The organism is Streptomyces sp. MMG1121 (genome assembly GCF_001280015.1).
Classification (GTDB): domain Bacteria; phylum Actinomycetota; class Actinomycetes; order Streptomycetales; family Streptomycetaceae; genus Streptomyces.
This window is the reverse complement of the sequence record NZ_LGDV01000195.1, coordinates 68,827-82,357: the sequence shown is the minus strand read 5'-3', so window position 1 is coordinate 82,357 and position 13,531 is coordinate 68,827. Positions and strand designations below refer to the sequence as shown.

At 71.8% G+C, this 13,531-nt stretch carries 10 protein-coding genes; 7 read left to right on the top strand and 3 right to left on the bottom strand.

Going from position 1 to position 13,531, the window contains the following annotated elements:
• The first annotated feature begins 410 nt into the window (after positions 1–410).
• Both ADK64_RS22965 and ptsP read left to right on the top strand, forming a co-directional pair.
• Positions 411–860 (top strand): PTS sugar transporter subunit IIA, encoded by a 450-nt coding sequence (locus ADK64_RS22965; protein WP_053661733.1) that lies wholly within the window; start codon positions 411–413, stop codon positions 858–860.
• Between the two features lie 79 nt (positions 861–939).
• Entirely contained in the window at positions 940–2,610 is a 1,671-nt protein-coding gene (gene ptsP / locus ADK64_RS22960; RefSeq protein WP_053661732.1) for a phosphoenolpyruvate--protein phosphotransferase, read from the top strand.
• A gap of 90 nt (positions 2,611–2,700) precedes the next feature.
• Here ptsP and ADK64_RS22955 read toward each other — a convergent pair whose 3' ends face one another.
• Positions 2,701–3,594, bottom strand: a complete 894-nt coding sequence (locus ADK64_RS22955) for a hypothetical protein (protein WP_053661731.1) — start codon at positions 3,592–3,594, stop codon at positions 2,701–2,703.
• Between the two features lie 125 nt (positions 3,595–3,719).
• On the bottom strand, positions 3,720–5,687 hold the full coding sequence (locus ADK64_RS22950; RefSeq protein WP_053661730.1) for an acetoacetate--CoA ligase: 1,968 nt from the start codon (positions 5,685–5,687) through the stop codon (positions 3,720–3,722).
• 214 nt (positions 5,688–5,901) lie between these two features.
• Between ADK64_RS22950 and ADK64_RS22945 the strand changes: the two genes are divergently transcribed.
• A complete protein-coding gene (locus tag ADK64_RS22945) occupies positions 5,902–8,262 on the top strand; it encodes a glycoside hydrolase family 31 protein (RefSeq protein ID WP_078992793.1) in 2,361 nt (786 codons plus the stop codon).
• 10 nt (positions 8,263–8,272) lie between these two features.
• Here the strand turns inward: ADK64_RS22945 and ADK64_RS22940 are convergent, their stop codons facing one another.
• Entirely contained in the window at positions 8,273–8,809 is a 537-nt protein-coding gene (locus ADK64_RS22940) for an NUDIX domain-containing protein (protein WP_053661728.1), read from the bottom strand.
• Positions 8,810–8,943: 134 nt separating this feature from the next.
• Here ADK64_RS22940 and ADK64_RS22935 point away from each other — a divergent pair, with 134 nt between their 5' ends.
• The 4 genes from ADK64_RS22935 (at position 8,944) to ADK64_RS22920 (ending at position 13,461) form a co-directional block, all read left to right on the top strand.
• On the top strand, positions 8,944–9,390 hold the full coding sequence (locus tag ADK64_RS22935) for a Zn-ribbon domain-containing OB-fold protein (RefSeq protein WP_053661727.1): 447 nt from the start codon (positions 8,944–8,946) through the stop codon (positions 9,388–9,390).
• Complete coding sequence (locus ADK64_RS22930) at positions 9,387–10,577, top strand: lipid-transfer protein (protein WP_053661726.1); 1,191 nt, start codon at positions 9,387–9,389, stop codon at positions 10,575–10,577. Before ADK64_RS22935 ends, ADK64_RS22930 begins: the two co-directional genes overlap by 4 nt.
• Positions 10,578–10,736: 159 nt before the next feature.
• The gene (locus ADK64_RS22925) at positions 10,737–12,389 is read left to right on the top strand and encodes a GGDEF domain-containing protein (protein WP_053661725.1); all 1,653 of its coding nucleotides are present in this window, start codon (positions 10,737–10,739) and stop codon (positions 12,387–12,389) included.
• Between the two features lie 331 nt (positions 12,390–12,720).
• Positions 12,721–13,461, top strand: coding sequence for an MIP/aquaporin family protein (locus ADK64_RS22920; RefSeq protein ID WP_053661724.1), 741 nt, complete (start codon positions 12,721–12,723; stop codon positions 13,459–13,461).
• Positions 13,462–13,531 lie beyond the last annotated feature (70 nt).

Here is a 13,531-nt window from a genome sequence, read left to right as displayed (position 1 = left end):
TCTGGCGTTGATTTTTGGCACGCTGTTGAGTTCTCAAGGAACGGTCGCTTCCTTTGTACTCACCCTCTCGGGCTTTCCTCCGGGCTTCCCTTCGGTGTTCCAAACTCTATCAGGGTTTTTCCGCCTCTCTGACCACCCCCTGCAGGCATGCAGAAGGAGACCCAGAGATAGGATCTGACAAGTTTGGGTGCTGCTGAGCAGGGACGCTGTCGCGCCCCTCAGGCCCAAGCAGGAGTACGACTGTACACGGAGCCTTGAAGACGGTGCAAATCCGCTGGGTTGGTGGTCTAGACCACTAACTGGTAGCTTCCATACGGAACCCCAACTTCCTATGACATACCCTGCTGCTCAGTGCCGTCCGGGACAGCCAGTGACGGCCCGTAAGCAGCTCCACTTCTGGGAGGCTTCCCATGACCACCGTGACGTCCCCTCTCGCTGGACGCGCCATCGGACTGGCCGCCGTGCCGGATCCGGTCTTCTCCGGGGCCATGGTCGGCCCGGGCACTGCCATCGACCCTGTGCGTGAATCCTCCGAGGCCGTGGCGCCCGTGGACGGCGTCATCGTTTCCCTGCACCCGCACGCCTTCGTCGTGGTCGACGGGGAGGGGCACGGTGTCCTCACCCACCTCGGCATCGACACCGTTCAGCTCAACGGCGAGGGCTTCGAGCTGCTCGTCAACAAGGGCGACACCGTGACGCGGGGCCAGGCCATCGTGCGCTGGAACCCCGCCGCCGTCGAGGCCGCCGGCAAGTCGCCGGTCTGCCCCGTCGTCGCGCTCGAAGCCACCGCCGAGTCCCTCTCCGAACTCCGTGACAGCGGTGATGTGAAGGCCGGCGACGACCTCTTCGCCTGGAACTGACGGCAGCGCCGCCGTACGGGCGGCGGACAGGAAAACCACCGCGGCGGCGGGACCCGCCGCACTATCGGAGACGGGTGAGATGGAGACAACGCTGCGAGGCGTGGGCGTGAGCCATGGCGTGGCCATCGGCGAGGTCCGGCACATGGGCACGGCGGTGCTGGAGCCGCCGGCCAAGCAGATTCCCGCGGAAGAGGCCGAGCGGGAACAGGGGCGCGCCCGTCAGGCGGTGGACGCCGTCGCCGCCGATCTGACGGCACGCGGCAATCTGGCCGGTGGCGAGGCCCAGGCGGTGCTCGAGGCACAGGCCATGATGGCCCAGGACCCCGAGCTGATGGCCGATGTGGACCGGCGGATCGCCGTGGGCAGCACCGCCGAGCGTGCCGTGTACGACGCGTTCGCGGCGTACCGCGAGCTGCTGGCCGGCGCCGGTGAGTACCTCGCCGGTCGTGTGGCCGACCTCGATGACGTGCGGAATCGTATCGTCGCTCGGCTGCTGGGCGTTCCGATGCCGGGTGTCCCGGACAGTGACCAGCCCTATGTGCTCGTGGCCCGGGATCTGGCTCCTGCCGACACCGCACTGCTGGACCCGTCTCTGGTGCTCGGTTTCGTGACCGAGGAGGGCGGGCCGACCAGTCACAGCGCGATCCTGGCGCGGGCGCTGGGTGTGCCGGCGGTCGTGGCCCTGCCGGGCGCGGGTGAGCTGGCCGAGGGCACGGTGATCGCCGTCGATGGCAGCACCGGTGACATCTTCGTGAATCCGAGCGAGGCGAAGAAGGCGGAGCTGGAAGCCGCGGCCGCCGCGCGCAAGGCCGCGCTGGCCGCGTCGACCGGGCCGGGTGCGACCGCGGACGGCCACAAGGTGCCGCTGCTGGCCAACGTGGGCGGCCCGGCGGACGTGCCGGCCGCGATGGAGGCCGGGGCCGAGGGCGTCGGTCTGTTCCGCACCGAGTTCCTGTTCCTGGACGACAGCAAGAACGCTCCTTCCGAGGAGAAGCAGGTAGAGGCCTACCGGCAGGTGCTGGAGGCGTTCCCCGAGGGCCGTGTGGTCGTGCGTGTGCTGGACGCGGGTGCGGACAAGCCGCTGGAGTTCCTGACGCCGGCGGACGAGCCCAACCCCGCGCTGGGCGTGCGGGGTCTGCGGACGCTGCTGGACCACCCGGAGGTTTTGCGTACGCAGCTGACCGCGCTGGCCAAGGCCGCCGAGGGGCTGCCCGTCTACCTCGAGGTCATGGCGCCCATGGTGGCGGACCGCGCGGACGCGAAGGCGTTCGCCGACGCGTGCCGTGAGGCGGGGCTGCGGGCCAAGTTCGGCGCGATGGTGGAGATCCCGTCGGCCGCGCTGCGGGCGCGTTCGATCCTGCAGGAGGTCGAGTTCCTGTCGCTGGGGACCAACGACCTCGCGCAGTACACCTTCGCGGCCGACCGGCAGGTCGGCGCGGTGTCCCGGCTGCAGGATCCGTGGCAGCCGGCGCTGCTCGACCTGGTGGCACTGTCCGCCGAGGCGGCCGGTGCCGAGGGCAAGAGCTGTGGTGTGTGCGGCGAGGCCGCGTCGGACCCGCTGCTGGCCTGTGTGCTGACCGGTCTGGGTGTCACCTCCCTGTCCATGGGGTCGGCGTCGATTCCTTATGTCCGGGCGACGCTGGCGAAATACACGCTGGCGCAGTGCGAGCGGGCCGCGGCGGCCGCGCGTGCGGCGGACAGTGCCGAGGAGGCGCGCAGCGCTGCCCAGGCGGTGCTGTCCGGCGAGTAGCCGACCGGCCACCGCGTCCGGTGTGCCGGGTTCAGGGGCGTCCCGCCTTGGGTGGGGCGCCCCTGACGCGTGTCGGTGTGTGGTGTGTGGTCAGTGACGGTGGCCCGGGGCGGTGCTGTCCTGTCCGAGGTCGGGTGGCTCGCAGTAGTCGACGCCGGACTCCGGGGAGATGAGGTCGCCGGACTCGACGTCGGTGCAGTAGGCGTCGAACACTTCGGACGCGGTGAGTGGTTCGAGGCCGCCGGTGCGCAGCCGCCAGCCGTAGATGCGGTCGGCCGTCTCGGGGCGGCTGGTGCGGATGACGAGTCCGCCGGGGCTGCGGGTCGCGAGGCCGAGCGCGAGGACGCTGGTGAATTCCAGGGCGTCGGCCTCGTCGAGGCGGGTGCCGCCGTGGCCGTCGTCATCTCCGTGCAGGACGGAGATGAGGGTCTCCGGTGGTCCGGAGACGCTGGCCACGAGGTGGCGGTCGCCGGGCGGTGCGGTGTCGAGGATGCGGACGAGGAGGGCGGAGGCGCGGGTGAAGGCGGCCCTGCCGATGTCCTCGCCGCAGGTGGGGCAGGGGCCGAGGCGGGCCAGCAGGGTGGTGGCGTACTCCCAGGTGGCCTGGCGTACGGCCTCGTCCACGAGGGCCGGTACGAGGGTGGTGAGGGGACGGCCGTCGTAGGGGATGGTGGGGCCCGTGGCCGCGAGTTCGGCCGTGAACCTGGTCCTGCTGGCCGCCGCTTCCGGGTCCAGGCCGGTGTCCGCGCAGTAGACGGCGTAGTCCTCGGGGTCGAACAGGGCGAGTGTGGTGTGGTTGCCCTGGGCGGCGCGGTTCTTGAGGACGGCCTCGACCTGCTGGAGGTAGGCCGTGTGGTCGTCGAAGGTGAAGCTGCGGTAGCGCCGCATGGCGCGGAAGTCGTGTTCGTCGGTGAGCAGACCGATGGTGCCGGCGATCTCGCGGCGCAGGACGCGTCGCATGGCCTGGTGGTCGGTGTGCGCCATGTTTCCCCCAAAGTGCGCGGTCGATCAATGCTCACTCACCGTAACCGGCGGCACTGACAACGCGGTGCCGCCGGTGGTCGGGGGCGAGACGTGCGATCGTTCGCGCAGGTGGTCCCGGGGTCGGTTCAGGCGCGTTTGCGGGCGAGTTCCTCGTAGAAGCCCAGCAGGGAGAGGTTGTCGATGGATCCGGGGTTGACCGCCTTCTCCAGGGGGGTGCCTTGCAGGAGGCGCTTGACGGGGACTTCGATGCGCTTGCCGGTGAGGGTGTGCGGGACGCCGGGCACCTCGATGATCTCGTCGGGCACGTGGCGCGGCGAGAGCTGTTCGCGGATGGCCCGCTTGACGCGGTTCAGGAGTGCCTCGTCGAGGACCGCGCCGGGTGCGAGGTGCACGAAGAGCGGCATCCAGTAGCCGCCGTCTGGCTGCTCGATGCCGATGACGAGGGATTCCTTGATCTCGGGCAGGCGCTCGACGACCTCGTAGATGTCGGCCGAGCCCATGCGGACGCCCTGCCGGTTGAGGGTGGAGTCGGAGCGGCCGTGGATGATCACGGTGCCGCGTGAGGTGAGGGTGATCCAGTCGCCGTGGCGCCAGACGCCGGGGTAGGTGTCGAAGTAACTGTCGTGGTAGCGGCTGCCGTCGGGGTCGTTCCAGAAGCGGACCGGCATGGACGGCATGGGTTGGGTGACGACCAGTTCGCCGACCTCGTCGATGACGGGTTTGCCGCTCGGGTCCCAGGCCTGCAGGTCGGTGCCGAGGCCGGGGGCCTGGAGTTCACCGGTGTACACGGGGAGGGTCGGTACGGCTCCGGCGAAGCAGGAGCAGACGTCCGTGCCGCCGCTGACGGACGCGATCCAGAGGTCGTCGCGGACCTCGTCGTGCAACCAGCGGAAGCCGTCGGGCGGCAGGGGCGAGCCGGTGGTGGCGACGCACTTCACGGTGGAGAGGTCGAAGTCGCGGGAGGGGTGGACGCCGGCTTTGCGGCAGGCCATGACGTAGGCGGCGGAGGTGCCGTAGAGGGTGGTCCGGGTGCGTTCGGCGATGCGCCACTGGGCGCCGGTGTCGGGGTAGCCGGGGCTGCCGTCGTACAGGACGATCGTCGTGCCCGTGAGGAGGCCGGAGACGAGGAAGTTCCACATCATCCAGCCGGTCGAGGTGTACCAGAAGAAACGGTCCTGGGGGCCGAGGTCGCAGTGCAGGCCGAGCTGTTTGAGGTGTTCGACGAGGATGCCGCCCTGGGACTGGACGATGGCCTTGGGCAGGCCGGTCGTGCCCGAGGAGTAGAGCACCCAGAGCGGGTGGTCGAACGGGACCTGTTCGAAGACGGGCTCGGCGTCGGCCGAGGTCAGGGCCGACCAGTCCAGGGCGCCCTCGGGTGCCTCGGTGCCGAGGAGCGGGATGTGGACGACGGCGCGCAGGGTGGGCAGTTCGCGGCGGAGTTCGGCGACGATCTCGCGGCGGTCGTGCTCCTTGCCGCCGTAGCGGTAGCCGTCGACGGTGAACAGGACGACGGGTTCGACCTGCCGGAAGCGGTCGAGGACGCTGCGGGCGCCGAAGTCGGGGGCGCAGGAGGTCCAGACGGCGCCGACGGAGGCCGAGGCGAGCAGGGCGACGACGGCCTGGGGGATGTTGGGGAGGTAGCCGCTGACGCGGTCGCCGGGGCGGACGCCGAGGGTGCGGAGCGCGGCGGCGAGGGAGCCGACCTGGCGGCGCAGTGCGGACCAGGTCACCGGGCGCGGTTCGTGGGTCTCGTCCACGTACAGCAGGGCGGGTTCGTCGGCGCGGTCGGCTGCGGCCCGCAGGGCGTGTTCGGCGTAGTTGAGAGTCGCTCCGGAGAACCACGGGGCGCCGGGCATCGAGCGGTCGCCGAGCACGCGTGCGTAGGGGGTCGAGAAGCGTACGTCGAAGTACTCGGTGACGGCTTTCCAGAAGGTGTCGAGCTGGTCGACGGACCACTGGTGGAGGGCCGGGTAGCCGCCGTCGGCCGGGGCGCCGTGGTGGTCGGCGGCCCATGCCTGGAACTGGGTGATGCGGGCCTGGGCGATCCGCTCGGGATCGGGCTGCCAGAGCGGCTGGGGGTTCGCGGTCGACATGGGGCGGCTCCCGGGCTGTGCGCGTCGTGGGCGTCGGTCCGCGCACGGGCTGGGGTGTGCGCGTGACGCGGCTGACAGGGACGATGCCATGTGATCGACTTCTACACCAGGGCGCGCCCCACATAGTCGGTGTCGTGAAGATGTGGTCCCAACACTGGTGAACGGCAGTTGAACGACACGCACGCGTGGGGCGCTCAGTGGCAGGGTGAGCAACATGGACGGTCGTGACCTGGTGCGTTCGGTGAGTGTGGTCGGTTCGGGGAGAGCAGCTCGGGGGTTGCGTACCGTTCGTGCCGCATGGCGCAGGAGGCGGATCGACGCCGCCGGGCTGCCGCGGCGGGGGACCGAGCGGGCGCGGGTCCCGGGGCAGGTGGAGGGTGTGGAGCCGGGGCCCGGGGGCGGTGTCATCCGGTTCGGGCGGTCCGAGCTGCGGATCACGGTCGCGGTGAACGGGGCGGTGTTCTGGGGTTGGGACGGGGCGGGTCCGCTGCCGTCGTACGCGCTCGCGGGGAGCTGTCCGGAGCCGGATCCGCGGGCGGTGCTGGAGCCGGACAAGGACGGTGGCTGGCGGGTGGTCGCCGAGCGTGTCACGGTCGTCGTCTCGCGGCACGGTGCGGTGCAGGTGTGCACGCCGGGCGGGGTGACCCTGCGGCGGGATCTGCCGCCTCGTTGGTGGGAGCCGGTCGGCGGGGGTACCGCGCGGTGGATGCAGCGGTCGGAGGTGGCGGCGGACGCCCGGTTCTTCGGGCTGGGCGGGCGGGCCTCTGGGCCCCGGCTGCGGGACGGCGCGTACCGGCTGTGGAACACCGACCCGGGCCGGGCGTTCGGGCCGGGCACCGATCCGTTGTCTGTGACGATGCCGGTGCAGCTCGTGGTGGCCGACGCCGGCACGCATCTGATGTTCCACGACACCTCGTGGGACGGCACGGTGGTGCTGCGGGAGGGTGAGGAGGGCGCCGGATCCGGGCACGACCGGGCGGGTCGCTGCGAGGTGCGGATGGACGGCGGTCCGTTGCGTTGCTGGGTGGTGGTGGGCACTCCCGCGCGCGTGCTGCACACGTGGGCCTCGCTGACCGGGGCGCCCGCGCTGCCGCCCGCGTGGGCGCTCGGCCACCATCACGCGCGCTGGGGTTTCGGCAGCGAGCAGGAGGTGCGCCGGATCGTGGCGGGCTACCAGGAGCGTGGTCTGCCGCTGGACGCCGTGCACCTGGACATCGACCACTACGACGACCACCAGGTGTTCACCGTCGACCAGGAACGGTTCCCCGAGCTGCCGGTGCTGGCAAAGGAGCTGCGCCGGGACGGGATCCGGCTGGTGTCGATCGTCGATCCGGCGGTGAGGGCGGCGCCGGGCAACGCCGTGTACGACAGCGGTTCGGCCGTGGACGCGTTCGTGCGGGACCCCGCCGGGCGCGCGGTGCGGGGTGTGGCGTGGGCCGGTGAGTCCGTGTTCCCGGACTTCACGCGCGCGCGTGTGCGTGAGTGGTGGGCAGGGCTCTACGCGGAGCGGCTGGCGCAGGGCTTCGCGGGGTTCTGGCACGACATGGACGAGCCGACGTCGTTCAGCGCCTTCGGTGAGCCGACCCTCCCGCGTTCGGCCCGACACGACCTGGAGGGCCGTGGCGGCGACCATCGGGAAGCCCACAACGTGTACGCGCTGTGCATGGCCCGGGCGGGTCACGAGGGGCTGCGCCGGCTGTCGCCCGGGGAGCGGCCGTTCCTGTTCTCGCGCTCGGGCTGGGCGGGGATGCAGCGCTACGGGGGCTCCTGGTCGGGAGATGTGGCGACGGGCTGGCCGGGCCTTCGGGCGTCGCTGTCGCTGGTGCTGGGGCTCGGGCTGTGCGGGGTGCCGTACTCGGGTCCGGACGTGGGGGGTTTCGACGGCAGCCCGTCGCCGGAGCTGTATCTGCGGTGGTTCCAGCTCGGCGCGTATCTGCCGCTGTTCCGTACGCACGCGAGTCTGCGGGCGGGGCGCAGGGAGCCCTGGGAGTTCGGTGCCGAGGTGCTGGAGCACGCGCGCGTGGCACTGCACGAACGGCAACGGCTGCGGCCGTACTGGGTGACGCTGGCGCAGCTGGCCCGGCGCACCGGTGCGCCGTACGTCCGGCCGCTCTGGTGGGGGGCTCCGGAGGACCGGGCGCTGCGCGCCTGCGAGGACACGTTTCTGCTCGGGGACGCCCTGCTGGTGGCCCCGGTCCTGGACCCGGGTGCGGACCGGCGTGCGGTGCAGCTGCCGCGGGGGCGCTGGTACGACACGGTGACGGAGCAGGCGTACGAGGGGCCGGCGCAGGTGCTCGTGGACGCGCCGCTGTCGCGGATACCGGTGTTCGCGCGCGCAGGAGCGGTCATTCCCGTGCGGGGCGCCGACGGCGGTCTCGAGCTGGAGGTGTGGGCGCCCGCGCGGGGCCGGACCGGGGGCGGTCTGGTCGTGCCGGACGCGGGCGACGGATGGGACGAGCCGGAGACGGAACGCTACGTCGCCCGCCGGCAGGGCCGGGAGGTGGTGGTCACCAGGGTGGGCGGGGAGGGCTCGGGTGAGCCGCCCTGCCCGGTGCGGGTGCGGGGGGTCGGCTGAGCCGCGCGGCTCAGATGTACCGGCCCTCGAACCAGGCCCGTACGGCCACGGTGTGCAGCGGGAAGGCGAGTTCTTCGGGCCGGCGCAGCAGCCGCCGGCCCTCGGTCTCGTCCGTGTGGTCGGCGGGCGGCAGTCCCTCGGCCGGGCGTTCCGGGAGGAGTCCGAACAGCAGCAGGTGCCCGTCGAGCGAGCTCATGGCGTCCACGAGCCGTACGTCTCGGGCGGCCGCGTCGATGCCGGTCTCCTCCTTGAGTTCGCGTACGACGGCCTGCTTCCAGTCCTCCCGGTCGTCGACGTAGCCGCCGGGCAGGGCCGTGCCTCCGCGCGCGGGGGCGATGGTGCGGGTGATGACGATCAGGGCCGTGCCCTGGGTGTCGTACACGGGCTGGAGTGCGATCGCGACCGGCAGCGGGTTGCGGTAGGCGACGCTCCCGCAGGACTGGCAGGTACGAGGCCAGCCGGATACGCCTTCTCCGTAGGGCGCTCCGCAGCTCGAACAGTGGGAGCCGGGCCCGGAGTTGGCAGTTGAGTGGTGAGTTTCGGACACGCGCGGACTGTATCCGATCGGAGGAAGGACGTCTTCCGCCCGTGGCCGTTCGGTTCGTGTGGGCTGTCTGCCGTTTTCCGTCGACGCGTGACACACTTCTGACGAATCGTCAGATTTACTGCTGGGGAGGGGCCTTGCCGCACACACGCTTACCCGCGGTCGACGGCTGGTTCGGCGGAGAGGGGGGCGACTTCCGACTGCTGGGCACGCGCTGCTCGTCCTGCGCCTCGGTGTTCTTTCCGCGCGAGGAGGTCCACTGCCGCAACCCGCACTGCGGAGGCGGCTCGCTGGAGGAGGTTCCTTTGTCGCGAAAGGGTCACATCTGGTCGTACACGGACAGCCGGTATCGCCCGCCGTCACCCTATGTGAGCAATCCGGAACTTCCGTGGGAGCCGTACGCGTTGATCGCGGTGGAGCTGGAGGCCGAGCGGATCGTGGTGCTCGGGCAGGCGGCTCCCGGGATCACCGTCGCCGATCTGACGGTGGGCCTGGAGGTGGAGGTCGTCCCCGGCGTGCTCGACGAGGACGCGGAGACGACCTGGACGACCTGGCACTGGCGGCCGACGGGGGTGAGGGTGTGACGGTGGACGTGGCGGTGCTCGGCGCGGGCATGCACCCATGGGGCAAGTGGGGGCGGTCCTTCGTGGAGTACGGGACGGCGGCGGCCCGCGCGGCGCTCGCGGACGCCGGGCTCGACTGGCGGGACGTCGGCTCCGTCGTGGGCGCGGACACGGTGCGTGGCGGGTATCCCGGATATGTGGCGGGCGCGACGTTCGCCAAGGCCCTGGGCTGGCAGGGGGCGAGAGTCGCGAGCGTGTACGCGGCGTGCGCGTCCGGGGCGCAGGCGATCGCCGCCGGGCGGGCACAGATCCTCGCCGGGCTCGCGGACGTCGTCCTCGTCGTGGGGGCCGACGCCGCGCCCAAGGGGTTCTTCCGGCCCGCGGGCGGAGACCGCCCCGACGATCCGGACTGGCTGCGCTTCCGGCTGCTGGGCGCGACGAATCCGACCTACTTCGGGCTGTACGCGCGCCGGCGGATGGCGCTGCACGGGGACACACCGGAGGACTTCGCACTGGTCAAGGTGAAGAACGCCGCCATGGGCGCGCTCAATCCGTACGCCCGCTACCGCAAGCGGGTCACTGCCGAGGAGGTCGCCGCGTCCGCGGTGGTCGCCGATCCGCTGCGGCTGCTCGACATCTGCGCCACCTCGGACGGCGCCGCGGCCCTGGTGCTCTCCAGCCTCGACTTCGCCCACCGGCACGGCCCGCAGCGGCCGGTGCGGATCCGGGCGGTGTCGACAGTGACCCCGACCTTCCCGAACACGGTGCTGGACCTCCCGGACATCGCCACGGACTCCGCGGTCGCGGTGGAGCCTTCCGGCCAGACGTTCCGGGCGTCCATCGCGCGGGCCGCCTACGAGGAGGCGGGCATCGCTCCCGAGGACGTGTCCCTGGCCGAGGTCTACGACCTGTCCACCGCACTGGAGTTGCAGTGGTACGAGGATCTGGGCCTGTGCGGCGAGGGCGAGGGAGCGAAGCTTCTGCGGGAGGGCGCGACGGCCCCCGGCGGCCGGATACCCGTCAACGCCAGCGGCGGGCTCGCGTCCTTCGGCGAGGCGGTGCCGGCCCAGGCCATCGCCCAGGTCTGCGAGCTGACCTGGCAGTTGAGAGGGACCGCGGGAGACCGCCAGGTCGCCGACGCGCGCGTGGGAATCAGTGCCAACCAGGGGCTGTTCGGGCACGGATCGTCGGTGGTCGCGGTGAGATGATCCAAGGCGTCGGCCGGTCGCGGGGCGAAGGTGGTCCGAGGCGGGTGGTGCTCAAGTGATCCATGAGGTTGTCCACGCTGTGTGATCGTCCCGGAATCCTGCGTGAATGTCTCATGAACTGCGCCTGGGCGTGCGCGGGCGGCGCGTCATCATGCTGCCGTGCACTCCTGGACGGACACTCTCCGCTTCGCCTTCCAGCCGGTGGTCAACCTGAGGACGGGCGCGGTCGCCGCACTGGAGACACTCGCCCGCCCGGAGACCGGTGACGTCCTCGCCGAGGCCCGTCGCGATCCCGAACTCGACGGCAGGCTCACGGTGTTGGCGCTGCGTGCGGCGACGCACAAGGAGACGCTGCTGCCGCTGCACCTGAACGTGTTCGCGGCCACCCTCGCCGACCTCGGCGGCCTCACCCCGCTGTACGACGCCGTGCGCGCGGCGGGGCGCATGCCCTGGGAGGTGACGCTCGACGTCGTCCCGCCCTACACGCACGTGCCGCAGCGGGCGCTGCTGGAGGCGGTGGCCGGCTTGCGCGAACAGGGATTCCGGATCAGCGCGGACGGCATCGGGGACGGCGACGTACCACTGCGGCTGCTCACCGACCTCTCCCCCGACCTGGTCAAGCTCGATGCCTCGCTGCTGGCCCGGCCCGCCGCGGTGCGGGCGATGCGGACGCTGTGCGAGGAACTGGGCGCCCTGGTCGCGGTGGAGGGGGTCGAGACCGAGCTGCAGTGCGCGGGTGCGTTGTCGGCCGGCGCGCAACTGGCCCAGGGCGTGCTGTTCGCGCCGCCGGCCCGGATCCCGGCGGCGGACGTATACGTTCCGCCCCGCTCCCCCGGCGCCGTGGGCGTGCCCCGGTCCGGGCCGTCGGTGCGGGAGTTCGTGCGCCCCGCCGCCGTCCTGCCGGTGACCGCGTCGGCGGGGCAGGTGCGGGCGCTGCTGACCGGGTCGCCGGACGTCTCCGGTGTGCTGCTGGTGGACCAGGCCGGCCGGCCCGTGCGGTCGGTGCACCGCTCGCGCTTCCTGCTGTCGATGTCCGCCCGGTACGGGCACGCCCTGTACGCCGACCGGCCCGCCTTCAAACTGGGCGACGCGCCCCGCACGGTCGGCGTCGACGCCACCGCCTGGGAGGTGCTGGACGTGGTCGCGATCGGCGGCCGGGACCGGACCTCCGACGATGTGGCGGTGCTCGACGCGCGCGACCGCTGCGTGGGCGTCGTACGGCTCGCAGACCTGGTGCGGGCGCTGGCCGAGAGCCGGGTCGAGGAGGCGGCCGGGCTCAATCCGCTGACCCGGCTGCCCGGTTCGGACGCGATCACGACCGAGGTGGACCGATGGATCGCGGACGGCCGGACGTTCGCGCTCAGCTGGCTGGACATCGATCACTTCAAGCAGGTCAACGACGGTGCCGGGTTCGCCGCGGGCGACGAGCTGATCCGGTCGGTGGGGCGTTCGCTGCAGCAGGCGGTCGCGGGGCACACGCGCGTGGGGCACATCGGCGGGGACGACTTCCTGGTGCTGGCCGACGAGGCGGTGCTCGATCCGCTGGTCGCCACCGTGCTCGACGCACCCTGGTCGGCGGGCGGCCGGCCGGTCACGCTCTCCCTCGCGACCGTCGTGTGCGCCCCGGGCAGCGTGGGCGACCACCGCCAGGCCGCCGCCCATCTCGCCCCGCTGAAGAAAGCGGCCAAGGCGCTGCGCGGGGCGAGCTGGGTGCTCGGGCGCGCCGGGATCGCCGGTCACGAGGTCCGGCGCGGCGGCACGGGGACGGCTCCGGCGCAGGCGGGGTGCGCGGCCGTCGAGCCAGGGTGGTGAACGGCCCTCTCATGTACGTCCGTTGAGATGTCCGCTCGGCGAGCAAGTCGATGTCACCGTCGCCGTCGGCAACCTTGACGCCTCCGGAACGCCGGTGAACACTTCCCGTTGTCGGCCGACATCGCCGTACATTCTCGGTGTTATCAGGCACAGTGCCACGGATCTGTCCTGCTCCACGGCCCGTCCCTCCCGGCGATACGGCTGCGACGGCACGCCCGTCACGGACGCCGGCGGGGCGCGGGCCTCCCTGCCTTCGGCCGAAGTCGCCAAGGGACCGTTCCTGCACGGAGGGCCGGGGCTGATCGCCCGGGCCGGCGCCAAGGGAGCCGCCATGAGCAACGGGCACATTTTCGTCGGCGAGGTCATCGGCACCGCGATCCTCATCCTGTTCGGTGCCGGTGTCTGCGCCGCCGTCACCCTCAGACACTCCAAGGCGCGGGCCGCGGGCTGGATCGTCATCGCGTTCGGCTGGGGCTTCGGCGTCCTCGCGGGCGCGTACACCGCAGCTCCCCTCTCCGGTGGCCAGCTCAATCCCGCGGTCACCCTCGGCATCGCCGTGGACACCGGAAAGTGGGGCAAGGTCTGGGTGTATCTGCTCGGTCAGATCGTCGGCGCGATGATCGGCGCCGTACTCGCCTATCTGGTGTACCTCGCCCAGTTCCAGGCCAACGTCCGCGAGGAGGGCGGCGGGGCCGAGGAGCCGCTGCCGACCCTCGGCATCTTCTCGACCATCCCGGAGATCCGGAACCCGGTCGCCAATCTGATCACCGAGATCATCGCGACCATGGCGCTCGTACTGCCCCTTCTCGCCTGCGGGCTGACCAAGGGGCTCGGGGAGTCCGGCACGACCGTGCTGATCGTCTCCCTGCTCGTCGTCGGTATCGGGCTCTCCCTCGGCGGCCCCACCGGCTACGCCATCAACCCGGCCCGCGACCTCGGCCCGCGCATCGTGCACACCTTTCTGCCGATCCCCAACAAGGGCACGTCCGACTGGGGTTACGCCTGGATCCCGGTCGTCGGCCCGCTGATCGGCGGCACGCTCGCCGGTCTGCTCTACCACGCGGCGTTCTGATCGCCGTACGCCGCTCCCGGACCCGTACGCGACCTTCCGAACTCAGCGCTCCAGCGACCCAGGGACAGCC

Bases quoted from the DNA above. Each gene is read 5' to 3' on its own strand.
- ADK64_RS22965 (WP_053661733.1), top strand. From the start codon at position 411: ATGACCACCGTGACGTCCCCTCTCGCTGGACGCGCCATCGGACTGGCC.
- ADK64_RS22920 (WP_053661724.1), top strand. From the start codon at position 12,721: ATGAGCAACGGGCACATTTTCGTCGGCGAGGTCATCGGCACCGCGATC.
- ADK64_RS22950 (WP_053661730.1), bottom strand. From the start codon at position 5,687: ATGTCGACCGCGAACCCCCAGCCGCTCTGGCAGCCCGATCCCGAGCGG.
- ADK64_RS22955 (WP_053661731.1), bottom strand. From the start codon at position 3,594: ATGGCGCACACCGACCACCAGGCCATGCGACGCGTCCTGCGCCGCGAG.
- ptsP (WP_053661732.1), top strand. From the start codon at position 940: ATGGAGACAACGCTGCGAGGCGTGGGCGTGAGCCATGGCGTGGCCATC.
- ADK64_RS22945 (WP_078992793.1), top strand. From the start codon at position 5,902: ATGGACGGTCGTGACCTGGTGCGTTCGGTGAGTGTGGTCGGTTCGGGG.